At 69.4% G+C, this 24,370-nt stretch carries 24 protein-coding genes; 16 read left to right on the forward strand and 8 right to left on the reverse strand.

Going from position 1 to position 24,370, the window contains the following annotated elements; genetic code table 11:
* The first annotated feature begins 1 nt into the window (after nucleotide 1).
* The gene (locus DIE22_RS32310; protein WP_124499193.1) at nucleotides 2–313 is read left to right on the forward strand and encodes a hypothetical protein; all 312 of its coding nucleotides are present in this window, start codon (nucleotides 2–4) and stop codon (nucleotides 311–313) included.
* A gap of 26 nt (nucleotides 314–339) precedes the next feature.
* Complete coding sequence (locus tag DIE22_RS32315) at nucleotides 340–660, forward strand: hypothetical protein (RefSeq protein WP_124499192.1); 321 nt, start codon at nucleotides 340–342, stop codon at nucleotides 658–660.
* A gap of 42 nt (nucleotides 661–702) precedes the next feature.
* Here DIE22_RS32315 and DIE22_RS32320 read toward each other — a convergent pair whose 3' ends face one another.
* Nucleotides 703–1,602 (reverse strand): LysR family transcriptional regulator, encoded by a 900-nt coding sequence (locus tag DIE22_RS32320; protein ID WP_124499191.1) that lies wholly within the window; start codon nucleotides 1,600–1,602, stop codon nucleotides 703–705.
* 99 nt (nucleotides 1,603–1,701) lie between these two features.
* On the opposite strand from DIE22_RS32320, the gene DIE22_RS32325 reads away from it, so the two are divergent.
* Nucleotides 1,702–2,682, forward strand: a complete 981-nt coding sequence (locus DIE22_RS32325; protein WP_124499190.1) for an NAD-dependent epimerase/dehydratase family protein — start codon at nucleotides 1,702–1,704, stop codon at nucleotides 2,680–2,682.
* 76 nt (nucleotides 2,683–2,758) lie between these two features.
* Here DIE22_RS32325 and DIE22_RS32330 read toward each other — a convergent pair whose 3' ends face one another.
* The 5 genes from DIE22_RS32330 to DIE22_RS32350 all read right to left on the reverse strand — a co-directional run bounded on the left by DIE22_RS32330 (nucleotide 2,759) and on the right by DIE22_RS32350 (nucleotide 7,715).
* Complete coding sequence (locus DIE22_RS32330) at nucleotides 2,759–3,460, reverse strand: DUF2848 domain-containing protein (RefSeq protein ID WP_124499189.1); 702 nt, start codon at nucleotides 3,458–3,460, stop codon at nucleotides 2,759–2,761.
* A 48-nt stretch (nucleotides 3,461–3,508) separates the two neighbouring features.
* Nucleotides 3,509–4,828, reverse strand: coding sequence for an MFS transporter (locus tag DIE22_RS32335; protein WP_124499188.1), 1,320 nt, complete (start codon nucleotides 4,826–4,828; stop codon nucleotides 3,509–3,511).
* 89 nt (nucleotides 4,829–4,917) lie between these two features.
* On the reverse strand, nucleotides 4,918–5,604 hold the full coding sequence (locus DIE22_RS32340; RefSeq protein WP_124499187.1) for a DUF4286 family protein: 687 nt from the start codon (nucleotides 5,602–5,604) through the stop codon (nucleotides 4,918–4,920).
* A gap of 100 nt (nucleotides 5,605–5,704) precedes the next feature.
* Complete coding sequence (locus DIE22_RS32345) at nucleotides 5,705–6,751, reverse strand: LysR family transcriptional regulator (RefSeq protein WP_124606960.1); 1,047 nt, start codon at nucleotides 6,749–6,751, stop codon at nucleotides 5,705–5,707.
* A gap of 172 nt (nucleotides 6,752–6,923) precedes the next feature.
* On the reverse strand, nucleotides 6,924–7,715 hold the full coding sequence (locus tag DIE22_RS32350; protein ID WP_124606961.1) for an SDR family NAD(P)-dependent oxidoreductase: 792 nt from the start codon (nucleotides 7,713–7,715) through the stop codon (nucleotides 6,924–6,926).
* A gap of 422 nt (nucleotides 7,716–8,137) precedes the next feature.
* Here DIE22_RS32350 and DIE22_RS32355 point away from each other — a divergent pair, with 422 nt between their 5' ends.
* From DIE22_RS32355 to DIE22_RS32405, 11 genes are all read left to right on the forward strand, one after another.
* Complete coding sequence (locus tag DIE22_RS32355; RefSeq protein ID WP_124499185.1) at nucleotides 8,138–9,013, forward strand: neutral zinc metallopeptidase; 876 nt, start codon at nucleotides 8,138–8,140, stop codon at nucleotides 9,011–9,013.
* 327 nt (nucleotides 9,014–9,340) lie between these two features.
* Nucleotides 9,341–10,072 carry a helix-turn-helix transcriptional regulator gene (locus tag DIE22_RS32360; RefSeq protein WP_124499184.1) on the forward strand — a complete coding sequence of 244 codons (732 nt, stop codon included), beginning with the start codon at nucleotides 9,341–9,343 and terminating at the stop codon, nucleotides 10,070–10,072.
* A 212-nt stretch (nucleotides 10,073–10,284) separates the two neighbouring features.
* Nucleotides 10,285–11,787 carry an aldehyde dehydrogenase family protein gene (locus DIE22_RS32365; protein ID WP_124606962.1) on the forward strand — a complete coding sequence of 501 codons (1,503 nt, stop codon included), beginning with the start codon at nucleotides 10,285–10,287 and terminating at the stop codon, nucleotides 11,785–11,787.
* Between the two features lie 79 nt (nucleotides 11,788–11,866).
* The gene (locus tag DIE22_RS32370; RefSeq protein WP_124606963.1) at nucleotides 11,867–13,207 is read left to right on the forward strand and encodes an aspartate aminotransferase family protein; all 1,341 of its coding nucleotides are present in this window, start codon (nucleotides 11,867–11,869) and stop codon (nucleotides 13,205–13,207) included.
* A gap of 260 nt (nucleotides 13,208–13,467) precedes the next feature.
* Nucleotides 13,468–14,970 (forward strand): APC family permease, encoded by a 1,503-nt coding sequence (locus DIE22_RS32375; RefSeq protein ID WP_124606964.1) that lies wholly within the window; start codon nucleotides 13,468–13,470, stop codon nucleotides 14,968–14,970.
* Nucleotides 14,967–15,557 (forward strand): DUF3156 family protein, encoded by a 591-nt coding sequence (locus DIE22_RS32380; RefSeq protein ID WP_124499180.1) that lies wholly within the window; start codon nucleotides 14,967–14,969, stop codon nucleotides 15,555–15,557. The genes DIE22_RS32375 and DIE22_RS32380 overlap by 4 nt, the downstream gene beginning before the upstream one ends.
* A gap of 59 nt (nucleotides 15,558–15,616) precedes the next feature.
* Complete coding sequence (locus tag DIE22_RS32385; protein WP_124499179.1) at nucleotides 15,617–16,555, forward strand: helix-turn-helix domain-containing protein; 939 nt, start codon at nucleotides 15,617–15,619, stop codon at nucleotides 16,553–16,555.
* Nucleotides 16,556–16,726: 171 nt separating this feature from the next.
* Nucleotides 16,727–17,935 carry a porin gene (locus DIE22_RS32390; RefSeq protein ID WP_124499178.1) on the forward strand — a complete coding sequence of 403 codons (1,209 nt, stop codon included), beginning with the start codon at nucleotides 16,727–16,729 and terminating at the stop codon, nucleotides 17,933–17,935.
* 187 nt (nucleotides 17,936–18,122) lie between these two features.
* Nucleotides 18,123–19,361, forward strand: coding sequence for an ABC transporter substrate-binding protein (locus DIE22_RS32395; protein WP_124606965.1), 1,239 nt, complete (start codon nucleotides 18,123–18,125; stop codon nucleotides 19,359–19,361).
* 34 nt (nucleotides 19,362–19,395) lie between these two features.
* Entirely contained in the window at nucleotides 19,396–20,265 is an 870-nt protein-coding gene (locus tag DIE22_RS32400) for a carbohydrate ABC transporter permease (protein ID WP_124606966.1), read from the forward strand.
* Nucleotides 20,262–21,122 (forward strand): carbohydrate ABC transporter permease, encoded by an 861-nt coding sequence (locus DIE22_RS32405; protein ID WP_124606967.1) that lies wholly within the window; start codon nucleotides 20,262–20,264, stop codon nucleotides 21,120–21,122. The genes DIE22_RS32400 and DIE22_RS32405 overlap by 4 nt, the downstream gene beginning before the upstream one ends.
* 9 nt (nucleotides 21,123–21,131) lie before the next feature.
* On the opposite strand, the gene DIE22_RS32410 is transcribed toward DIE22_RS32405, so the two are convergent.
* Nucleotides 21,132–22,154, reverse strand: coding sequence for a LacI family DNA-binding transcriptional regulator (locus DIE22_RS32410; RefSeq protein WP_124606968.1), 1,023 nt, complete (start codon nucleotides 22,152–22,154; stop codon nucleotides 21,132–21,134).
* Nucleotides 22,155–22,160: 6 nt separating this feature from the next.
* Between DIE22_RS32410 and DIE22_RS32415 the strand changes: the two genes are divergently transcribed.
* A complete protein-coding gene (locus DIE22_RS32415) occupies nucleotides 22,161–23,081 on the forward strand; it encodes a phosphatidylinositol-specific phospholipase C (RefSeq protein ID WP_185640739.1) in 921 nt (306 codons plus the stop codon).
* A 51-nt stretch (nucleotides 23,082–23,132) separates the two neighbouring features.
* Here DIE22_RS32415 and DIE22_RS32420 read toward each other — a convergent pair whose 3' ends face one another.
* Entirely contained in the window at nucleotides 23,133–23,744 is a 612-nt protein-coding gene (locus DIE22_RS32420) for a LysE family translocator (protein WP_124606969.1), read from the reverse strand.
* 83 nt (nucleotides 23,745–23,827) lie between these two features.
* Here DIE22_RS32420 and DIE22_RS32425 point away from each other — a divergent pair, with 83 nt between their 5' ends.
* Nucleotides 23,828–24,355, forward strand: coding sequence for a GNAT family N-acetyltransferase (locus tag DIE22_RS32425; RefSeq protein ID WP_124606970.1), 528 nt, complete (start codon nucleotides 23,828–23,830; stop codon nucleotides 24,353–24,355).
* The last annotated feature ends 15 nt before the right edge of the window (nucleotides 24,356–24,370 follow it).

The following is a 24,370-nucleotide window of genomic DNA, read 5'->3' on the forward strand; positions in this document are numbered from 1 at the left end:
CGTGCGCGTCGGCGCGCAGACACGTATTCGACGGGAGTCGGTACCGATGAAGATATCGAGAGATTTCGGGATTGTCGTTCGACGAGCGGCGCTGATCGAGAAAGCGGTCGACCTGTCTGCGGTCATGCGCGAATTCAATTTCGCTGACTGCTTCGACGCGTCGGACCGGCTGGTGTCGCTCGGCCCGTTCTTCGGCGGCGATGCCGCGGATGCGTGCATGAGGTCGCTCGAACGGCTCGGGCTGGTCTACTTCGACGATTTCTTCATCGTTGAGGAAACGTATCCCGGTTGGTGCGAGATGGAAGCTTTCTGAACGTTGCGTAGCAGGGGGCGATACGCATGAACGACGAACTGAAAAGCCAGATGGCCGCGCGGCTGCAGCACGCGCTGGAGCGGGTGGTCGACGAGCGCTCGCTGATTCATTTCCTGCGCGTGCTGGGCCATGACTGGCACAAGGAGCGCCAGCTCGAGGCCGACGTGCCGCCGTCGCCTTACGCGGCCGCCGCGCTCGGCTGGGAAAACCGCTCGATCGGCGAGTACCTGGAGGCGATGGTCGACTGGGCCGAGGCGTCCGAAGAAGGGCTGCGCTGCTACGACCTGCCCGACAATCCGTGGCGGCGCATGGCGGACATCCTGTTCGCCGGCAAGATCCACGAATAGCGCGCGCCGCGGCGATGCGCCTGCGCGGCGGGTTCGAACGGCCTAGTCAGCCGTCCCTTCGGCATAGGCGCGCAGCCCGTTCGCCAGCGCATCGAACACGGCCCGGCAACGCGGGCTCGTCCGCAGGTCCTCGTGCATGACCACCCAGGTTTCCAGTTTCATCGCGGGCCCGTCCGGCAGCACGCGCACGAGCCGCGCATCGCGTTTCGCGAGCCCGTTCTGGCAGAAGCCGATCCCGTAGCCGGCGCGGATCATCGCGAGTTGCGCGAGATTGCTGTCGGTGCGCAGTGCGAACGCATCGCGCGTCCACAACGGCATCCCGCGCCCGGCCGAGCGGATGAACGGCGTGACCGTATCGAAACCGATCAGCGCGTGATGCGCGAGTTCGCCGGTCGTCGACGGTGTGCCGTTGCGCGCCAGGTAGTCGTCGCGCGCATGCAGCCCGACGTCGATGTCGCCGACGCGCCGTGCGACGAGCGCGTCCTGCGCGGGCGGCGCCATCCGCACCGCGATGTCCGCCTCGCGGTTCAGCACGTCCTGGATGCGGTCGGTCGGCACCAGTTCGATCACGAGCCCCGGATGGTCGCGCCGCAACTGCGCGAGCATCGGCGGCAGCACTTCGACCGCGATCACGTCGCTGGCCGAGATCCGCACGGTGCCGCGCACGCCCGCGCCGTGGCTCGCGGCCGCCCGCTCGAACGCGGCCGCCGCGCTGCGCAGCGCCTCCGCATGGCCGCGCAGCGCGAGGGCCGCGTCGGTCGGCAGCAGCCCCGACGGCGAGCGCGTGAACAGCGTCTGGCCGAACGCGGCCTCGAGCGCCGCGACGTGGCGGCCGGCCGTCGGCTGCGTGATGCCGAGCGCGCGCGCCGCGCCCGACAGCGAGCCTTCCGTCAGCACGGCGAGGAAGGTGCGGTAGCGTTCCCAGTTCAGATCGATGGCCATGCATAAATGTATAACTGATCCATTGTGTTCAGCAATTCCTTGTCAGGTGGCCGAGCGCCAGAATGCGTGCTGACGACGGTTCATTCACGGAGAGCGGCAATGACGGTGAACGCAGGCGGGACGCAACGACAGGCACTCGTGCTCGGCGCGAGCGGAGGCATCGGCGGCGAGGTCGCGCGTCAGTTGCGCGATGCCGGCTGGCAGGTGCGCGCGCTCAAGCGCGGGCTCGACGCCGAGACGGTGGAGCGCGACGGGATCGCGTGGATGCGCGGCGACGCGCTCGACCGCGAGGCGGTGGTCCGCGCGGCGCGCGGCTGCAGCGTGATCGTGCATGCGGTGAACCCGCCCGGCTACCGGAACTGGAGCGGGCAGGTGCTGCCGATGATCGACAACACGATCGCGGCGGCGACCGTCGCGCAGGCGACCGTCGTGCTGCCGGGGACGGTCTACAACTACGGTCCCGACGCGTTTCCGGTGTTGCGCGAGGAGGCGCCCCAGCATCCGGTGACGCGCAAGGGCGCGATTCGCGTCGAGCTGGAGCGGCGGTTGCAGGCGGCGACCGCGCAGGGCGTTCGCACGATCATCGTGCGGGCCGGCGATTTCTTCGGCGCGCACGCGGGCAACAACTGGTTCGGGCAGGGACTCGTCAAGGCCGGGCGACCCGTCGCGGCCATCAGCGTGCCGGGCCGGCCGGGCGTCGGCCATCAATGGGCGTACCTGCCGGATGTCGCGCGCACGATGGTCGAACTGCTCGAGCGGCGCGACACGCTGGCGCCGTTCGCGCGCTTCCATCTCGGCGGTCACTGGGACGCGGACGGCACGCAGATGGCCCAGGCCGTGCGCCGCGTCGCGCAGCGGCACGGGATGCGGCCGACGGTGCGGCGTTTCCCGTGGTGGCTCGTGTGGGTCGCCGCGCCGTTCGTCACGACGATGCGCGAGATGATCGAGATGCGTTATCTGTGGCGCGAGCCGCTGCGGATGGACAACGCACGGGTGACGGCGGTGCTGGGCCGTGAGCCGGTGACGCCGCTCGATACGGCGGTGGAAGCGGCGCTGGCGGGGCTGGGGTGCTTGCGGTGACGGTGGTCGACGAGGGCGGGTGGCGGATCAGCATGCTGTTCAAGCCATTTATTGCCTGCGCACCCGCCACCCTCCGTCACGCCACAACCGGCAACACCTCGACCGCATAGCGATGCCGCAGGCTGCGCCCGAGCACCGGATCGTGCAGTTCCATCTCGAACGCGTCGCCGTCGCCCATCGCCGCGATCGCGCTGTGCACGGTGACGGTGCCGCCGAACATCGCGCAGCGCGCGGGCATCGTGCGCCGCTCGTCGAAGCGCTGCCACAGCGCATCCGGCGCGAGCAGTCCGCTGACCGCGCCATGCTGATACGCGACGCGTTCGCCGCCGGGCCTGACCAGCCACGAACGCATCTCGATCGCGTCCCAGTGACCGGCGACGTCCGCATGGCGCCATGCGTCGCGGCCGAGCGGCTTCGCGCATACCTGTTTCGACACCGCGACGCCGTAGGCCTCGACCTTCCGATCCGTATGATCGGAACCGACCGTCACCAGCGTGCCGGCCGGACTGTCGATCAGCACGCATTCGATCTCGCCGCCCGAGCGCGCGCCGAGCACACCGATCGACGGCGCCTGCGTGAGCAGCGCGGACGCCACGCGATAGAAACACGGCGTGGTCGACGGCGGCGCGACGCCGAGCGCCGCGAGTTCGTCGATGTGCGCGCGGATCGCAGCCGGATCGCGGCCGGCCCAGCCGGCGATCACGACGCGTTCGATCTCGACGTCGACCTGGGCCGGCGCGCCTTGCACGGACATCACGTTGAACGACAGGGCTTGCATGCGGGTATCCGTTTGAAGTGCGAATGAATGAGGTGATCGACGGGGCGCTCAGTCGGCGAGCGGCCGGTGCGCGGTCTCGCGCGCGGCCAGCAGCGCGATCGACGTCACGACGAGCGACGCGGTGACGTACAGCGACACGGCGGTCGTCGTCCCGGTCTGGCGGAACAGCGTGGCGATCACGAGCGGCGCGAAGCCGCCGCCGACGATGCCCGCAAGCGTGTAGGCCAGCGACGAGCCCGCATAACGCACGCGCGTCGGGAACTGTTCGGTGACGAATGCGCCTTGCGGGCCGTACATCACCGCATGGATCACGAGGCCGATCGCGACGGCCGCGACGATCGCACCGGGCCGCGCCGTGTCGAGCATCGTGAAGAAAACGAACGCCCACACGACGCCGGCGAGCGCGCCGGCGAGGTACACCGGACGGCGTCCGAAGCGGTCCGACAGCGCACCGAAGAACGGCACCGCGAGCGCGTTGCAGGCCGTGCCGGCCATCACCGCCGTCAGCGCGACGGGGCGCGACAGGTGCAGCACGGTCGTCACGTAGGTCAGCGTGAACACGACGATCAGCGCGTACAGCACGTCGGAGCCGATGCGCGAACCGCCGGCGATCAGCAGGCGCCGCCAGTGGTACTTCAGCACGTCGGCGACGGGCACGTCGGCGGTTGCGTCCGATTCGGCGAGCTGCTCGAACTGCGGCGTTTCGTCGACGCCGCGCCGCAGCCAGAAACCGAACACGACAAGCAGCGCGCTGGCCGCGAACGGCACGCGCCAGCCCCACGACAGGAAGGTGTCGGACGTGGCGGACAGCGTCACGAGCGCGATGCAACCGGTACCGAGCAGCGTGCCGAACGATGGGCCGATCTGCGTCCACGACGCGGACAGTCCGCGCCGCTTCTGGTCGCCATGCTCGACCGACAGCAGCACCGCGCCGGCCCATTCGCCGCCGAGCGCGACGCCTTGCACGAAGCGCAGCGCGACGAGCAGGATCGGGCTCAGGATGCCGGCCTGCGCATAGGTCGGCAGCGCGCCCATCAGCGCGGTCGTGACGCCCATCAGCACGAGCGTGAGCATCAGCACCGCGCGGCGGCCGATGCGGTCGCCGAGGTTGCCGAACACGAAGCCGCCGAGCGGGCGCGACACGTAGCCGACCGCATAGGTCGAGAACGCGAGGATCGTGCCGGCCAGCGGATCGACCGACGGAAAGAACAGATGGTTGAAGACGAGCGCGGCGAGCGTGTTGTAGATCGTGAAGTCGTACCACTCGAGCGACGTGCCGATCATGCTCGCGGTCGCGAGTCGGCTGTTGCGGACACGGCGAGGCGCGTGGGCGGCGGGCTGGGCGAGCGTGCTCATGGTGTCGGGCATGTCGTGAAGGATGACGGGATGATGCGCAGGGGCTGACGCGCCGGCCGCGTGCGCAGGACGTGCGGTGGGGCCGGTGGCGGCGTCCGGGTTCAGGCAAACAGCGCGGCGGCGGCCGGCTTCGCGTCGGCATCGCGGTGCGCAACCGGCAGCGGCGCGGCGGCACGCCACAGCAGGTCGAAGGTGCGCAGGTCGTCGTGACCGGCGATGGCGGCGGCGACGCGGCGCGTGGTCGCGGCGTCGCTGCCTTCGATCAGGACGAGCGCGTCGGCGGCCGGACGCGCGGCCGCATCGGCGCCGACCGGCGCGGACAGCTCCGGCGCGGTGCGGAACAGCCGCGCCGCATGGATGCCGGGTTCGCGCAGCGCCGTGTCGAAGCGCTCGCGCAGGTGCGGCACGTCGATGTGTTCGGGCGGCAGCACGAACAGCGCGAGATGCATGCCTTCGCCGTCGCCGGCCTCGATCGTCAGGGCGCCGACCCGCCGCTGCGTGCCCGTCATGCGTTCGAAGTTCGCGAGCGACCAGGCGGTCTGCTGCGTGAACGCGCGCCGGTACGCGTCGCTGCGGAACACGTCGAGCGTGTCCGTTACGTACAGCGCGAGATACTTGCGCGGGCCGCCGTCGGTCGCGCGAAACCGCCGCGCATGCGTGAAGCCGGGCAGCGCGACACGCTCCTGCATGTGCTCGCGGTCGTACCACGCGTTGAAGTCGGCTTCGTGCGCGGGGTCGATATCCGTCCAGACGCAGAGCTGGCCGTGCGGAAGGGAAAGGCGGGTCATTGCGGGTTCCTTGTGACGGGGGTGTGTCAGGAACCGCAGTGTCCCGAAGCCGGGCCGCGCCCGTCCAACAAGAAAACAAATTCGCGGTGAACAGGTTTTCTTATGAGCGGCGCGGACGGCGTTTCGCCGGGGCGGCGGGCGGCGCGGATTCGGGGGGGCGTTTTGCCGCCGCGGTTCGGCTTTTTGTCGCCGGCCGGGCAGGGGTCTTGTCGACGGAAGCGGAAGCGGCATCGGCCTTTGCCGATGCGACCGGTTTTGCATGACTCGCGGCGGCCGGCATCGCGCGCGCGACTTCGCTCGCCAGTTCCGCGATGCGCGCGGCGACCGGCAGGCCCTGCGTGCGGTACGACGCGACGAGTGGCAGCGCGGGGAATTCGGGTTCGACGTCGAGCAGTTCGAGCGCGCCTTCCTGCAGTTCGCGCCCGATGATCGCGGGCGGCAGCGCGGCCACGCCGAAGCCGTCGGCGACGAGCCGGATCATCGCGGCGACCGACGTGATGCAGTTGATGCTGGCCGGCCGCTCGACGGCCGCGAACAGCCGCTCGATCGTCGCGTGCGGCCCCGAGTGGCGCGAGAAGCTGATGATCGGGTACGCGGCAAGCCGCGCGACGCCGAGCCGTTCGCCGCCGAGCCCGAGACGCGGGCTCGCCGCCCAGCGCACCGGGAATTCGCACAGCGGCAGGTTCGTGAAGTCGGGGCCCGGCACCGGATCGGTCTGCAGGATCAGGTCGACGCCGTCGGTGCTCAGCAGGCGGATCAGGTGCAGCGTCGTGTCGCTCGTGATCTCGACGTCGAGGCGCGGATAGCGCTCGCGCAATTGCGCCATCAGCGCCGGAAACCAGCTGTGCACGATCGACTCGATCACGCCGATCCGGATCAGGCCCGCGTCGCTCGCCGCGTCGATGTCGCGCCGCATCTCGCCGTCGAGCCGCACGATCCGCTCCGCGTACGCGAGCATGCGCCGGCCCGCGGGCGTGAGCGTGGCCGAGCGCGTGTTGCGGTCGAACAGCCGCACGTCGAACGCTTCTTCCAGCGACGCGATGCGGCTCGACACGGCGGCCTGCGTCGTGTGCAGTTTCTCGGCCGTGAGCCGGAAGTTCTCCAGCTTCGCGAGCCAGACGAAGGTTTCAAGAAACCGGATGTTCATCGCATTCCGAACGGTGAGGCGGTGCCGCGCGGGGCGGCGGGACCGGTCGATGTTAGCGGATTTCAGGGGCGAGAAACGAGCGGGTGTAGGCGACGGAGTAGCGGACGACGCGCGCGGCACGTCGCGCGGCCGCCCTCGAGGACGCATCGCGCGGCCGTGCCGCCCCCACGCGTCAAAGCTTGTCGAACGCGAGCGTCGGCACGTCGACGGCCATCGCGCCGCCGTCGGCGACGAGCGTCGCGCCGGTCACGAACGACGCGTCGGGCGATGCCAGGAATGTGCACACGGCCGCGATCTCGTCCGGATCGGCCGCGCGCCGCAGCGGCACGTCGGCGCTCACGCGCGCATACGCACCGTCGAGCGTGTCGCCGTACGCGTTCATCAACGGCTCCATTTCCGCATCGGCCATCGGCGTGCGGACCCAGCCCGGGCACACCGCGTTCGCGCGCACGCCGTGCGGCCCGTAGTCGCGTGCAAGCGAACGCGCGAGCCCGAGCAGCGCATGCTTGCCGACCGTATAGCCGCACACGCCCGGCCCGGCCGCGAGCGCGGCGATCGACGCAACCAGCACGATGCTGCCGCGCTGCGCGATCAGGTCGGGCAGGCACGCGCGTGCGCTGACGAACGCGGTGCCGAGATTCGCATGCATCGCGTCGCGCCACTGCGCGTCGTCGGTTTCGTCCGCGCGGCCGAGACCGTGGCCGCCGGCACATGCGACGAGTGCGTCGACGGCGCCGAACCGTTCGGCGATCTCCGGCAGGAAGCGGGCCCAGTCGGCCGTGCTCGCGGCGTCGCCGGCGAGTGCGAGGCCGCCTGTCTCGGCGGCGAGCGCGTCGAGCGGTGCCCGACGCCGCCCGATCAGCACGACGCGGTCGCCGCGGGCGGCGAAGCGCCGCGCGCATGCGGCGCCGATGCCGGTGCCTGCGCCGGTGATCGCGATCGTACGGGGTTGCGGGTGCGTCATGTCGTGCTCCGGAAAGGTGTCGTTTCCGGTCACTTTAGGCGGCGCCGACGCACGCCGGTATCCGCCGAAAGGATGAATGTGAACCAGCCGGACGATCGAGGATCGCACGCGGCACCTGGCCGATCGCAAAATCGCGGCCATTTTGCAAAGGCTGACGATGTTCGGCGCCGAATCGCTCTATCCTCCGTATTTTTGCGACAAGTCGTGAAAGCCCGGCAAAATAGCGCGGGCGAGCCCGCGCACCGGTGCGCGGCGTGCCGGCCGGTTCCGTCGTGCAAGCGGAGCGGCAGGCGGCCATATCGGCGTGAGCGCGCGCCCGATACGAATGCATCGCGTTCGCCGATCGCGCCTGTCGCGGCGGCGGATCGCCCGGCTGCGCGTCGCGCGGCCGGACCATCGACAAGAGCAGGGAGGGGCCGGCAATGAGGCTGGACGACGAAAGAGAAAGCGTGAACGTCGAGGATCGACGCGGCGGCGGGTTCGGCGGCGGGCGCGCGACGATCGGCATCGGCACGATCGTGGTCGCGCTGGCCGCATCGTATTTCTTCGGGATCGACCCGCGCGTCGTGCTCGAAGGCGCGTCGGCGCTGCAGGGCCGGCAGCAGCAGGCGCAGCCCGCGCCCGCGCAGCGCCAGGGCGCGCCGGCGAACGATCCCGGCGCGGTGTTCACGCGCAAGGTGCTCGGCAATATCGAGCGCACGTGGACGGGCGTCTTCAACACCCAGCTGCATGCGCAGTACGAGCCGCCGAAGCTCGTGATGTTCACGAACTCGACGCCGACCGCGTGCGGCACCGGCCAGACCGCGATGGGGCCGTTCTACTGTCCGGGCGACCGCAACGTGTATATCGATCTCGGCTTCTACGACGAACTGCGCAAGCGCTTCGGCGCGGGCGGCGATTTCGCGCAGGCGTACGTGATCGCGCACGAAGTCGGCCATCACGTGCAGAGCCTGCTCGGTATTGCCGACAAGGTCGATGCCGCACGCCGCCGTTCGAGCCAGGCACGCTCGAACGCGCTGTCGGTGCGGATGGAACTGCAGGCCGACTGCTTCGCCGGCGTGTGGGCGAACAACGCGCAGCGCGCGAACCAGCGGCTGATGGAGCCCGGTGATTTCGAGCAGGGGCTGAAGGCGGCCGCCGCGATCGGCGACGATCGGCTGCAGCAGCAAGGCCAGGGCTACGTCGTGCCGGAAAGCTTCACGCACGGCACCAGCGAGCAGCGCGTGTACTGGCTGCGGCGCGGGATGGAGTCGGGCGAACTGAGCGTCTGCGACACGTTCGCCGCGAACGCGCACTGATGCTGACTGACAGGGCGGGGTGTGCACGCTGCGACGCCTCCGTTTCGCGGCCGCACGCACGGCCGCGCCGGAAACTTCGCTGATCGTTCCGATCGCGCTTGATCGGTGCGCGCGATGTTTCGCGCCACCGTCGACGTCCATTTTCGATCGCACGGCTCGCGGCGCATGATTTCCTGACGCAGATCCTGTTGTCGCGACACGGCCGGCGCGCCCGCGATCCGTCACCCACCGACGATTTGCCGATTCGTGCTCACCGGCCCGTTTCGGCGCCGGTAGGCTGGCCCGAACTTCGATCTTCGATACGTTCGGCCGCCGGCCGCTCCCATCATGCCGACCTCATGCGTTCCCGCCGACCACGAAGCCGCCGACTGGCAGCGCGCGCTGCGTGCGTGCGTGGATGCGTTCGACGCGTTCGCGAGCCCGTCCGCGATCGTGTTCTACCGGCTCGACCTGAGCGGCGAGCCGGCCGATTTCGAGCTGTTCGGGATGCCGGAGCCGATGCATCGCATCTACATCGCGCGCTACCGGATGCTCGATCCGCTGCATCCGTCGCGCTGCGCCGCGGGCGAACGCGCGGTCGTCACGCTCGCTTCCCAATTGCCTGACGAACGACGCGATGCGTCAGCGTACTGGACCCGTTTCCTGCGGCGGCACGATGTCGCCGATGTCGTCGAGATCTGGCTGCGCGACGACGCGGGCCGCACGGTCGGCGCGTTTTCGCTGCTGCGCTTCGGGAAGGGCGACACGGACGGCAACAACGCGGCGGGACGGTTCGCTTCGGGCGAGATCGATGCGCTGGCACGGCTGCAGCCGGTCGCCGAGGCCGCGCTGGCCCCGCTGCTGCGCGCGCGGCGCGGGATCCACCGGATCGGCTGCGAGGCGCGGCTGACCTACCGCGAGGAACAGATCGCGCGCCTCGTGCGCGACGGCCGCTCGAACAAGGAGATCGCCCGCGATCTCGCGCTCGGGCAGCCGACCATCAAGACGCATCTGATGCGCATGTACCGGAAGCTCGGCGTGTCGAATCGCACCGAGCTGGTCGGCGCGTTGTTCCTGTAATTTTTCCCGCGCCCGCATTCACCCCGCGCCATTCATCCGACGATAGCGCGGCGTTCGCACGCTGCCATTCCACGTTCCCGAGTCACCCGCGTGTCGATCGCGCACGCGCTGCCAATTTGCGCTCACCGGGCGCGATCCCCCGTCGATACAGTGGTTCGACGCCCGCATGCCCGAGCGCACGCGGCTCAGCCATGACAATCATCGAGACGCCCATGAGCACCACGAACTTTGTCGCCGTCAGCGACACCGTGCGCACCTTCGTCGCACGCGACTTCGGCCTTTTCATCGACGGCGCCATGCAGCCCGCGCACTCGGCCGCGCGGCTCGACGTGTACGACCCGGCGACGGGCGAGCGGCTCGCGACGGTCGCGGATGCCGACGCGCACGACGTCGACCGCGCGGTCGCCAGCGCGAAGCACGCATTCGACACCCGCGTGTGGAGCGGGCTGCGCCCGGCCGACCGCGAGCGCATCCTGCTGAAGCTCGCCGACCTGATCGAAGCCGACGCCGAAACGCTGGCGCAACTCGAAACGCTGAACCAGGGCAAGTCGATCCACGTGTCGCGTGCGATCGAGGTCGGCGCGAGCGTCGAATACGCGCGCTACATGGCCGGCTGGGCGACCAAGATCACCGGCCAGACGCTCGACGTGTCGATCCCGTTCCCGCCGGGCGCGCGCTACACGGCCTATACGCGCAAGGAGCCGGTCGGCGTGGTCGCCGCGATCGTGCCGTGGAACTTCCCGCTGATGATCGCGGTGTGGAAGCTGATTCCGGCGCTCGCGGCCGGCTGCACGATCGTGCTGAAGCCGTCGCCGGAAACGCCGCTCACCGCGCTGCGCCTCGCCGAGCTCGCACGCGACGCCGGCGTGCCGCCCGGCGTGTTCAACGTCGTCACGGGCGGCCGCACGTGCGGCGCTGCGCTGTCGAGCCACCCGTCGATCGCGAAGATCTCGTTCACGGGCTCGACCGCGACCGGCAAGCAGGTCGGCGCGGCGGCCGTGCAGAACATGACGCGCTTCTCGCTCGAGCTTGGCGGCAAGAACCCGATCGTGATGCTCGACGACGTCGACGTCGCGCAGGCGCTCGACGGCGTCGCGGCCGGCGCGTTCTTCAACCAGGGGCAGGTGTGCGCGGCCGCGTCTCGCATCTACGTGCACCGCAGCAGGTTCGCGCAGCTCGCGGATGGCCTCGCGGGCGTCGCGCGGTCGATGAAGCTCGGCGCGGGCCTCGACACGACCGCGCAGATCAACCCGCTGGTGTCCGCGCACCATCGCGACAAGGTCGTCCAGCACATCGAAGGCGCGCGCCGCGCGGGCCTCACGTTCCTCGCGGGCGGCACGCCGGCCGACGACCTGCCCGGCTACTACGTGAAGCCGGCCGTGATCGCCGATCCGCATCCGGACAGCGCGATCGTGCGCGACGAAGTGTTCGGCCCGGTGATCGTCGTCGTGCCGTTCGACGACGCGGCCGACGCGGTGCGGCTCGCGAACGCGTCGCCGTACGGCCTCGCCGCGAGCATCTGGAGCAACGACCTGAAGCGCGTGATGAACCTCGTGCCGCGGATCGAGGCCGGCACCGTGTGGGTGAACTGTCACATCCCGCTCGACCCGTCGATGCCGTTCGGCGGCTACAAGCAATCGGGCATCGGCCGCGAGTTCGGCCAGTACGCGATCGAGGGCTTCACCGAAACCAAATCCGTCTGCATCGCGCACTGACGCGCGGCGCCAGATCCGGCAACCTCGAACCTCGACCCTGGGCGATCCAGGTTCAAACGATCCGAAAGTGGAGACTGCAATGAGCTACAACGAAGCGAAGTTCTGGCACCCGATGCTGCACCCGAACGAAATGAAACAGCGCAAGCCGATCCGCATCGTGCGCGGCGACGGCTGCTACGTGTTCGATGAAACCGGCAGGCAGCTCGTCGACGGCGTCGCGGGCCTGTGGAACGTGAACGTCGGGCACAACCGCCAGGAAGTGAAGGACGCGATCGTGCGTCAGCTCGACGAACTCGAATACTTCCAGCTGTTCGACGGCATCTCGCATCCGCGCGCGGAAGAGCTGTCGAAGCAGCTGATCGACATGCTCGAGCCGGAAGGCATGCGCCGCGTGCTGTACAGCTCGGGTGGCTCCGACTCGATCGAGACCGCGCTGAAGATCGCACGCCAGTACTGGAAGGTGCGCGGCCAGGCCGACCGCACGAAGTTCATCTCGCTGAAGCAGGGCTATCACGGTACGCACTTCGGCGGCGCGTCGGTGAACGGCAACACGGTGTTTCGCCGCAACTACGAGCCGAACCTGCCCGGCTGCTTCCACGTCGAGACGCCGTGGCTGTACCGCAACCCGTTCACACAGGATCCGGAGGAACTCGGCCGGATCTGCGCGGAAATGCTGGAGCGCGAGATCCAGTTCCAGAGCCCCGACACGGTCGCCGCGTTCATCGCCGAGCCGGTGCAGGGCGCGGGCGGCGTGATCGTGCCGCCGGCCAACTACTGGCCGCTCGTGCGCGAGGTGTGCGACCGCTACGGCGTGCTGCTGATCGCCGACGAAGTCGTGACGGGCTTCGGCCGCAGCGGCAGCCTGTTCGGCAGCCGCGGCTGGGGCGTGCGCCCGGACATCATGTGTCTCGCGAAGGGGATCTCGTCCGGCTACGTGCCGCTCGGCGCGACGGCCGTGAACGCGCGGATCGAGGACGCGTTCGCCGCGAACGCGGACTTCGGCGGCGCGATCATGCACGGCTACACGTACGCCGGGCACCCGGTTGCGTGCGCGGCCGCGATCGCGAGCCTCGACATCGTCGTGAAGGAAGACCTGCCGGCGAACGCGGCGAAGCAGGGCGCGTATCTGCTCGAAGCGCTGCAGTCGTTCCCGCAGCGCTTCGCGGCGGTCGGCGAGGTGCGCGGCAAGGGGTTGATGCTCGCGCTCGACCTCGTCGCGAACAAGCAGACCCGCGAGCCGATCGATCCGCTGTCCGGCTATGCGAACGCGGTCGCGGAAGTGGCGCGCGAGCACGGCGTGCTGGTGCGTCCGGTCGGCACGAAGATCATCCTGTCGCCGCCGCTCGTGATCCAGCGCGCGCAGCTCGACCGGATCGTCGACGCGCTCGCGGCGGGCTTCGAGGCCGTGCCGTTCGCGTGAGGCCGGGACGCCGAAACGCCGTGATCGCGTGACGACGAACCGGCGGTGGCGGTCGGGATAACCCGTTCGCCACCGCCGGTTTGCCGATTTGCGCTATGACCGGATTATTTTGCCTGCGTATTTTTTCGACATCGGATCAGGACTGGATCGACAGGGGCCCGGGGGCCGGCGCGCTGAAGCGCCGCCCAGGGCCGAGCGCGAAGTACGGAAGGAGCGGGCGCCGCGGCGCCGGCGCCGGCCGAAAAAGGAAGGAGACAAGGATGTCGGAATGGTCTGGAGTGACCGGCGCCGCGGGCGATACGCCCGCCGCTGCGCCGGCTGAAGCGGGCGGCGGCACGGTGCTGAAGGCGGGCGCGGTCGGTTTTCCGACCGCGCTGGCGAGTGCCGTCGGCCTCATCATGGCAAGCCCGGTGATTCTCACCGCGACGTCGGGTTTCGGGATGGGCGGCTGGGCGTTCGCGGTCGCGATGATCATCGCGTTCGTGATGATGCAGGCGCAGGCGACGACGTTCTCCGAAGCCGCCGCGATGCTGCCGACGGCCGGCTCGGTTTACGATTACCTGTCGTGCGGGCTCGGCCGCTTCTGGGCGATCACCGGCACGATTTCCGCGTATTTCCTCGTGCACGTGTTCGCCGGTACGGCGGAGACGATCCTGAGCGGCATCATGGCGCTCGTGAACTTCGAGTCGCTGAACGCCGCGCTCGAGAAGCACAACAGCGCGTGGCTCGTCGGCGTCGGCCTCGTGGTCACGTTCGCGATCACCAACATCATCGGCATCAAGGTGTTCAGCAAGCTCGAGATCGTGCTGACGGCCGGCATGTGGCTGTCGCTGATGATCTTCGGGATCCTCGGGCTCGCAGCGGCGCCGGCCGTGCATCTCGACGGCTGGTTCGGCGGCTCGGAAGTCGGCACGTCGGTGCCGGCCGTGCTGTCGCTGGTCGGGATGGCGATGTTCATGTTCGTCGGCTGCGAGTTCGTCACGCCGCTCGCGCCGGAAATGAAGGCGCCGGGCCGCACGATTCCGCGCGCGATGGCGCTCGGCCTCGTCGGCGTCGCGATCTGCATGTTCCTGTACGGCGCGGCGATCCGCCGCCAGGTCGCGAACGTGCCGGTCAGCCCGGACGGCCTCACGCACCTGCTCGACACGCCGGGCGCGATTCCCGCGTTCGCGCTGCAGGTGCTTGGGCCCTTCGGCCGCGTCTGGTTCGGCATCGCGTTCCTGTGCGCGGGCGCCGCGACGATCAACACGCTGATGGCCGGGCTACCGCGCATCCTGTACGGGATGGCGATCGACGGCGCGCTGCCGCGCTGCTTCGCGTACCTGCATCCGCGCTTCAAGACGCCGGTGGTCGGCATCGTCGCGGCGGCGGTCGTGCCGATCTTCCATGCTTGGCTGATCAACGGCAACCTCGACAGCATCCTGCACCTCGTGCTCGCCGCGACCTGCGCGTGGGGCACCGCGTATCTGCTCGTCACCGCGTCGGTCGTGATGCTGCGCATCCGGCGCCCGAGCCTGCCACGCCCGTACCGTTCGCCGCTGTTCCCGCTGCCGCAGATCGTGTCGAGCGTCGGCATCGTGCTCGCGATCTGGTACATCACGCCGCCCGGCATGAACGCGCGCGACATCTACGTGCCGTTCGGCGCGATGCTCGGGCTCACCGCGCTGTACGCGCTGTTCTGGACGGTCGTCGTGCAGCGCCGGCATCCGTTCAAGCCGGTGCCGGTGGAAGAAGTGCTGCGCAACGAGCACGTCGCGTCGTGAGGCTCGCATTCGCCCGGTGGCGCGCGGCGCCCGACTCACCGCCGCCCGGCCACCGGCCCGGCGCGATCGCCGCGCGCGTGCTGGCTGACCTCGGTGCGGTGCGCGAGGCGGACGGCGAGGTCAGCGAACCCACGGTCCGGCTGCCGAACGGCGTGCGCGTGAGCATCGACGAACGCGTCGACCGTCAGTTCCTGATGCATACGGTCAGCGTGCAGGTGTCGATCAACGCGGACGGTCCGGCCGGGCAGGGCGTTGCACGCGTGCTGCAGACCGGCTGGCTGCGGCGCACCGGCGTCGCGGCGGAGCCCGCACCGGGATGCGACCCCGGATTCGTGCGGATGGTGGCCGCGCTCGTCGCCGATTCGTCACTTGCCGGCGCGCTCCGCCCGCTGCACCTGACCGACTGCACGATCGCCGCGCGCGACGGGCGCTGGACGCTCGCCGTCGTGCCGTTCGGCGGCAGCGAGGTCGTGAACCGGATGCCGTCGTTTCGCCGCTACGTTCGCCTGACCGGCGAGCAGGCCGCCGCGCTGTCGGCGGCCTGTCTTGCATTCGAAACCGCACTACGCGGAATTTTGCGGGGGTAAGCTGTGGCGTTGCGCGCCGTGCGGCCGCAGCGTGGATCAGGGTTTTACCGGAGATGCCGATGCTGTTCCAGTCACGCTCACACGAAGACGTGCATGACCACGGGCTCGCGATCGCGGGTTGGCATCAGGTCTACCGCCAGATGACGCCGGGCCGGTTCAGGGGCACCGTCACGCAGGTGCTGTACGACGATTTCCATTTCTTCCGCGAGACGACCAACCGGCGTGTCGCGCAAACCGGTCTCGCGCCGGCGGGGCGCACGTCGCTCGCGGTGCCGTTGTCGGTGCCGCTCGCCGGCACGTTCCAGGGCCAGCCGGTCGACGGCTATGCGCTGCTCGCGCTGCGCGCCGGCGAGGATTTCGAATTCCATACGCCGGAAGGGATGGGGCTGGTCGGGATCAGCGCCGCGTCGGACATGATCGACGAGCTGTGCGAAGCCGAGTTCGGCGCGGCCGGCGCGCGCAAGCTGCGGCACGTCACGCGGCTGTCGGACGCGCAGGGCGTCGCGCTCGGCGCGCGGCTGTCGTCGCTGATCGACGATGCGCAGCGCAATCCCGGCTGTCTCGAATACGCGGCCACCCGCAAGATGTTCCGCGACGCGATGCTCGGCATGTTCCTCGATGCGCTCGACCAGGGCATCGGCGTCGAGCGCCGCGACATCACGCACGCCACCTACAGCGATATCGTCAGCCGGTGCGAGAAACACCTGCGCGACCGGCCCGAGGAACCCGTCACCGTGCTCGAACTGTGCCGCGCGCTGCGCTGCAGCCGCCGCACGCTGCAGACGAGCTTCCAGCGCGTCGCCGACGTCACGCCCGTCGGCTATCTGCGCACGATCCGGCTGAACGCGGTGCGGCGCCTGCTGCGCACCACTTCCGGCCAGCAACTCGGCGTCGGCGAGGCCGCCGCGAGCTGGGGCTTCACGCATCTCGGCTATTTCGCGCGCGAGTATCGCGACCTGTTCGGCGAGCTGCCGTCGCAAACCTTGCGCCCCGAATGACGTCTTCGCGCCGCGACGGCGCCGCCGGGCGCCGTCGCGTGTCGCCCGTTCGCTTCACCGTTTGCTGATTTGGGATAGAGGTCCCGAATTTTCGCTGGATAGAGTCCTGTCAGCCATATCGACAACTCCATCGGTTTGCACTGCGAATCGATGACAACAGAGGGACGGGACATGAAGATCGGACGACGACTGGCCGCGGCGGCGGCCACGCTGGGTTGCATGCACGCCCACGCGCAGACCTCCGGCAGCGTGACGCTGTACGGCACCGTGGATACCGGCATCATCTATTCGACGAACCAGCAGTTCACGCGCGCCGACGGCAGCACGGGCGGCGGCCATGCATGGCAGATGGGCGGCGGCAACCTCGTGCCGTCGCGTTTCGGGTTCCAGGGCGCGGAGCCGCTCGGTGGCGGCCTCAATGCGGTGTTTTCGCTCGAGCAGCAGTTCCTGTCCGCGAACGGGCAGGCGCTGCAGGGCGGCACCGCGTTCAGCCGGCAGGCGTGGGTCGGGCTGCGCCAGGACGGGATCGGCACGCTCGGCCTCGGACGCCAATACGATTCGTACACGGACATGCTCGGCGCGTACGTGTCGAGCAACAACTGGGCGACGCCGTACGGCTCGCACCTCGGCGACGTCGACAACCTGAACGCCGCGTTCAACTTCAACAACGCGGTGAAGTTCACCAGCGCGGACTTCAACGGCCTGACGTTCGGCGGCACGTTCAGCTTCGGCGGGCAGGCCGGCGACTTTTCCGCGAAGCGCGGCTATGCGGTCGCGGCGACCTACACCCGCGCGCCGGTCGCGTTCTCGGTCGGCTATCTCGACCTGCACCAGCCGCTCGATGCGGCGCTCGGCGGCGCGAGCGGCTATATCGGCGACTTCGCGTGCAGCAACCCGGGCGCGATGTATTGCCTGCTGCAGGACGCCGGCTCGATGCGCGCGTTCGGCGCGGGCGGCTCGGTGACGCTCGGCGCGGCGACGGTCGCGCTGACCTACACCCACACGCGCCTCGGCGACAGCCGTTATTTCTCGACCGGCGCGCAGCCGCGCACGCAGGCGTTCACGTTCGACATCGGCGAGCTGAACGTCACGTACCTGTTCACGCCCGCGCTGCAGGGCGGTGTCGCGTACATCTTCAACGCCGCGCATACCGACGGGCGCGGCACGACGCGCTTCCATCAGGTCAACGTCGGCACGAACTACAGCCTGTCGAAGCGCACCGCGCTGTATGCGGTCGCGATCGGCCAGATCGCGAGCGGCACGGGGCTCGGCACCGACGCGAACGGCAATGCGGCGAACTACGCGCAGATCCCGGTGCTCGCGAACAGCAATTCGAGCCGGCAACTCGCGGTGATGGCCGGGATTCGCGTGAACTTCTGACGGCATGCGTGGGCTGACACGGGCGGGGCGGCCGGCCGCGATGGCGGCCGATCCCGCCGCGTGCCACAAATTCTTAACGATCGACGTGAACAATGGCGTTCGCTTCAGGCCGCCAGAAGCGCCGCCCGCGTTGCACACGTGTGCAACGCGAGGCCGACCCGCCACCACGCCGATCGAGAGAGACCTCATGACCCTGCTGAGCCGCCTGCGCGCGCTGTCCGCCGCCGTTGCGCTGTCCCTTGCCGCCTCGCATGCCTTTGCCGCGGATCTCGTCATCGCGGGCCGCGACGACATCTACGGCAAGGGGCTGGCCGACGCCGTCGCCGGCTTCACCAAGCTGCATCCGGGCACCGACATCGAGCTGCTCAAGCTGCCGAACGCGAACCTGTACCAGAAGATGAAGCTGTCGATGCGCGAAGGCACCGGCACGTACGACCTCGTGATGATGGACGACACGTGGGCGCCCGAATTCATCGGCAACGGCTGGCTGAAGCCGCTGCCGGCGTCGCTCGCGGACGCCGATCTCGTGCCGTCGGCGGTCGCGCTCGGCCGCAACGCCGCAGGCGCGCTGTATGCGCTGCCGATCGTCGGCAACGTCGAGATGTTCGCTTACCGGAAGGATCTGCTCGCGAAATACAAGCTGCAGCCGCCGCGCAACTGGGACGACGTGCTGAAGATCGCGCAGACCGTCGGCGGCGCGGACAAGAGCGTGTCGGGTGTCGTGTTCCGCGGCACCAAGGGCAACCCGGTCGTGACGGGCTTCCTGCCGATCCTGTGGGCCTACGGCGGCGACGTGTTCGACCGTGCGGGCAACGTGACGATCGATTCGCGCGAGTCGCAGGCCGCGCTGAAGACTTTCCTCGCGCTGAAGGCCTCCGCACCGAAGGACGTCGACGTGTACGGTGCCGCCGAAGTGCGCGACGCGCTGCAGCGCGGCACCGCCGCGCAGTCGATCGAGGTGTGGCCGGCGTGGATTCCGGCGCTCGACGATCCGAAGCAGTCGCGCGTGGTCGGGCAGATCGCGCTGCAGCCGCCGCCCGGACAGACGGCCGGCCCGGCGCCGATGCTCGGCATCTGGCAGATGGGCATTCCGAAGGATGCGCCGCATGCGAAGCTCGCGCAGGACTTCCTGGCCTACCTGACCGCACGCGACACGCAAACGCGCCTCGCGGGGATCGGCATTCCGCCGACGCGCCGCAGCGTGTTCGCCGATCCGGCGCTGGTGCGCCAGTACCGCTGGTACCCCGATCAGCTGAAGGCGCTCGAGGCCGGCCGTGCGCGGCCGCGCGTGAAGGACTGGCAGCAGGTCGAGAGCATTCTCGGCGACCAGCTGCAGCTCGCGCTGACCGGGCAGGCCGCACCCGACGCCGCGCTGCGCCAGGCGCAGCAGAAGATCGCGCAGGCGATGGCCGCGGCCGGCAAGTGACGGCCCGTCGTCACGCATCGTCCGGAATCCGCGCATGAAAGCCCTCGGCCGCAGCCTGCCGTTCGTCGCGCTGCTCGGGCCCGCGTTGCTGGTGCTGGCCGCGCTCGCGCTGTACCCGGTCGCGCAGGTGCTGATCGATTCGTTCTGCCAGGTCGACTATGCGGCCGGCCGGCGCGCGTTCATCGGGCTGACGAACTATCGCGCGGTACTCGGCGACGATGCGTTCGCGGCCGGCTTCGGCAACACGCTGCGTTTCACGATCGCGGCATCGCTCGTCGAGGTCGCGCTCGGCTTCGGTCTCGCGCTGCTGTTCGTGCGCGCGTTTCCGGGGCGGCGCCTCGCGCTGCCGCTCGCGATCCTGCCGATGATGCTGTCCACGCTCGTGTGTTCGGCGATCTGGCGCAACTGGCTCAACTTCGACGGCTTCCTGAACGCGCTGCTCGCCGCGTTCGGCATCGAAGGCGTGCGCTGGCTGTCCGATCCGCATCTTGCGTTGTGGTCGCTCGCGCTCGTCGACGTGTGGCAGTGGACGCCGATGGCGTTCCTGATCGTGCTGGCCGGGCTGCAATCGATCCCGCAGGAACTGTACGAAGCCGCGCGCACCGACGGCGCGAGCGAGTGGCAGTGCCTGCGCGACATCACGCTGCCGCTCGCGGCGCCGCAGATCGGCCTCGCGCTGCTGCTGCGCTCGATCGACACGTTCAAGCTGTTCGACAAGGTCTATGCGCTGACGGGCGGCGGCCCCGGCAACGCGACACAGACGCTGTCGACCTACATCTACGACACGGGCTTCCGCTTCTTCAACGTCGGGCCGGCGAGTGCCGCGTCGGTGCTGATGCTCGCGGCGTCCGCGCTGCTGGTTTCGGGGTACGTATGGCAGACGGTTCGCAAGCGGCGCGCATGACGGCGCGATCCGCAGGCATCGCGCACGCGCGAACGGGTGCCGTATTCGGTCGCGCCGTGCCATGGGCGCTGCGCATCGTCGCGCTCGCGCTGTTGCTGCTGCCGTGTCTGTGGATGGCCGGCGCGGCGTTCATGCCGACGCTCGAGCGTCTCGATCATCCGCTGCGGATCTGGCCGGCCGCGCCGACGCTCGAGCATTTCGCGTCGGTATGGTCGAACGGCATCGGCGCGCCGCTCGCCAATTCGCTGCTGGTCGGGTTCGGCACGACGCTGCTCGCGCTGACGCTCGCGTTTCCGGCCGCGTATGCGCTCGTGCGGCTGCGCTTTCCTGCGCGGCTGGATGTGCTGTTCCTGATGCTCGTGCTGGCCTTGAAGCTGATGCCGCCGATCACGATCGCGGTGCCGCTGTTCGCGCTCGCGAAGCGGCTGCATCTGCTCGACTCGACGCTCGGGCTGATGCTCGCTTACCAGATCTACGCGCTGCCGATGGCGATCTGGATGTTGCTCGCGTTCGTGCGCGACGTGCCGGTCGAATACGAGGAGGCCGCGTGCATCGACGGCGCGGGGCTCGCGCGGCGGCTCGTGCAGATCGTGCTGCCGCTGTGCGCGCCGGGGCTTATCGCGACCGCGATCTTCGTGTTCATCGCCGCGTGGAACGAGTTCCTGATCGCACTGCTGTTCGTGTCGACGCCGAGCCGCTTCACGCTGCCGCTCGCGATTGCCGGTTACGTGACGGAGAACGGCATCGACTGGGGCGACCTGATGAGCGCGGGGCTGCTGGCGTCGCTGCCGACGCTCGCCGTGGCCGGCTACGTGCAGCGCTATCTGCTGCGCGGCTTCGCCGGCGGGCTGAAGTGACCCGGCGCGTTACGCGCAGCTATGCCGGACCACGTGCGTAACCGGAACGACGCGCGTGCGCGACGCACCGTCGAACGACTGGATCCGGTCGGTGAGCAGGTCGACGGCCGCGTGCGCGAGGCCTTGCGTGTCCTGGCGCAATGTCGTGAGCCGATAGGCGTCGTATGCCGCGGCGGGGATGTCGTCGAAGCCGATCACGCGCAGGTCGTCGGGCACGCGCAGGCTGAATGCGTCGCGTGCGGCGTCGATCACGCCGAGCGCGAGCAGGTCGGACGAGCAGAACACGCCGTCCGGGCGCTTGCCGGATGCGAACAGTTGCCGCGCGGCATCGATGCCGCACGCATGCGTGTCGGAGCGCGTGTCGATCACGCGGACGAGCGTCACATCGAATGCGTCACCGCGTTGCAACCCTTGCTCGAACGCATCCGCGCGCGAGCGCGCGCTGTAGCTCGCGGTACGCGGCCCGATGAACGCGAGCCGGCGCGCGCCGGCCCGCGCGAGCCGTTGCGCGGCGTGGGCGGCCCCCGCCGCGTTGTCGCTGACGACGACATCCGCGCCCGGCAGGTTCGCTTCGCGATTGATCATCACGACGGGAATCCGGTGGTCGAGATACTGCCGCGCGACCGACAGCGGCGGCGATGCGGACGTCATCACGAGGCCCGCGATCCGGTAGCTGAGCAAACGTTCGAGCGATTGCCGGACCTGATGCGGGTCGTCGGCGTTGGTCACGAGCGGTGTGAACGCGCGCTGGCCGAGCGCGGCCATCAGGTCGGACAGCAGCCGCGCGCGGAACGGATTCTCGAACCCGGCCGTCACGACGCCGATCATGCTGCTGCGCTGCGTGATCATGTCGCGCGCGATCAGGTTGACCTGGTAGCCGAGCGCGCGCGCGGCCACCATCACGCGTTCGCGCGTTTCGGGCGCGATGCTTGCCGTCAGCGAAAACGCGCGCGACACCGCGGAGCGCGACACGCCGGCCCGCACGGCGACATCCGACGCCGTCACCCACGTCTTTCTTTCCTTGTCAGTCATCGATTCATGATCCCTTCGCGACTCGAAGCCCCCACGCCGCTGGCCGACTGGATGTCGGCGCTCGACGACGCGCGGCCGCTGCCTACGCTGACCCTACCGGGCAGCCATGACACCTGTGCGTATACGGTCGACGATCCACTCGTGCGCACGCAGCGCGCGCCGCTCGATGCGCAGCTCGCGCACGGCGTGCGCCTGCTCGACATCCGGTGCCGGCATCGCCGCGACACGTTCGACATGCATCACGGCGGGATCGCGCTCGGCATGTCGTTCGACGACGTGCTCGCGGACTGCGCGCGCTTTCTCGATGCGCATCCGCGCGAATGCATCGTGATGTCGGTGAAGGACGAGTGGCCCGCGCACGCATGCACGCGCGGTTTCGAGGCAACGTTCGATGCGCATTGCGCGCGACATCCGCGGCTGCGCTGGCATGCGGGCGGCGCGCTGCCGGCGCTCGGCGACGTGCGCGGCGCGGTGGTGTTGTTGCGGCGGTTTCGCAGCCGCCGACCGCTCGGCATCGACCTGACCGCGTGGCCCGACAACGCGACCTTTACGATCGATCATCCCGATGCGGCGTTCGTGATCCAGGATGAATACCGTGTGCCCGTGGTCGGGTCGATCAACTACAAGTGGCGCGTGATCGACGCGCTGCTGACCGGCATGCCGTCGCCGGAGAGCGGCCGCTGGGCGGTCAATTTCTGCAGCGGTACGGGGATGGGCGCGAATCCTTCGGTGGTCGCGCGCGGCGATGGCAGGGTGCAGGGGATTCAGGCGCGGCTCGCCGAGCGGTTGCGCGAGCTGCGTGGCCCGTGTGGCGCGGTGCTGCTCGATTTCTGCGACGACGATGACTGGGGGTTGGTGCGGGCGCTGGTCGAATGCAATGAGCATGTGCGCGAGCCGGGTGGTAGTCGCAGGCTGAGCGGTTGTTAGGTGCGCGAGGGTCAGGCGCGCAGGATATTGCGGGCGCGTTCGATGCCGTATTCAACGCGTCGCGATCGCCACCGCCGTACCCGCCATCGCGGTCGCGCTCGTGCGGTTCGCGATCCGCTTCGCGCGTGCCGAAGTGAGGAATGCGCGCGCACGTGAGGCAAGCAGCGACCAGAAGCAGTCGGCGAGGATCAGGATCGCGAGCATCGTGCCGACGAGCTCGGCCCACGCGACGACCCCGACATGCGTCAGGTCGACGATCGTCGGCAGCAGCGCGAGATAGAACAGCATGATCTTCGGGTTACCGAGCGTGACCAGCGTGCCCGCGACGAACATGCGCCACGGCGACTGGCCGCGCGGCAGGTCGTCGGCCTGCGTATCGGTCGGCGCGGTCCACATCTTCCACGCGAGGAACAGCAGATACGCGACGCCGAGCAGCTTCAGCACGAGCAGGCCCGTCGCGAACGTGCGCGCGACCGCGGACAGCCCGGCGACGGCCAGCGTCAGCCACAGCGCCTCGCCAATCCACATCGCGGCGAGGAACGGCAGCACGTCGCGCACGCCGTTCGTCAGCACGCGCGCGACGAGCGCGGCGACGCTCGGGCCGGGCGTGCCGGCGGTGACGAGCAGGGCGAGGGCGAACACGGCGAGCGCGGACAGCGTCATGACGAACCTCGGGGGCAGGGCGTTCGAAAGGTATGAAGTTTCGATTATAGTGACGGCCGTTCCCGCCCGCCTATCTCGTCGTGATGACAGCATCAATCCGGATTCGTCCCGCCACGCAGGAAGACGCGGCCGCCATGGCCGCCGTGGAAGTGGCCGCCGCCCAGCGCTTTCGCGCCATCGGCATGGTCGACATCGCCGAAGGCGAACCGACCGATGCGGCCGACGTGCTCGTGCGCATCGACGACGGTCGCGCGTATGTCGCGACGGACGATGAGGGAACGTGCGTAGGCTTCGCGTTCTACCGGCTGCTCGATGCGCAGCGGCTGTATCTGGAGGAACTGGATGTCGCGCCGTCGCATGCGGGGCAGCGGATCGGCGCGCGCCTGATCGAGCGGATCATGACGCGCGCCGCGCAAGACGGCATTGCCGAGGTCGTGCTGTCGACGTTCCGCGATGCACCGTGGAATGCGCCGTACTACGCGCGCCTCGGTTTCCACATCGTCGACGACGCATCGCTCGACAACACACTGCACGCGATCCGCGCGCATCACGTTGCGCGCGGCCTCGACGAGACGCAGCGCGTGTTCATGCGCGCCGACGTGCGCGCATGAACGTGTCGCCGGCCG

Origin of the sequence: Burkholderia sp. Bp9142, assembly GCF_003853415.1 — a bacterium.
Taxonomy (GTDB): domain Bacteria; phylum Pseudomonadota; class Gammaproteobacteria; order Burkholderiales; family Burkholderiaceae; genus Burkholderia.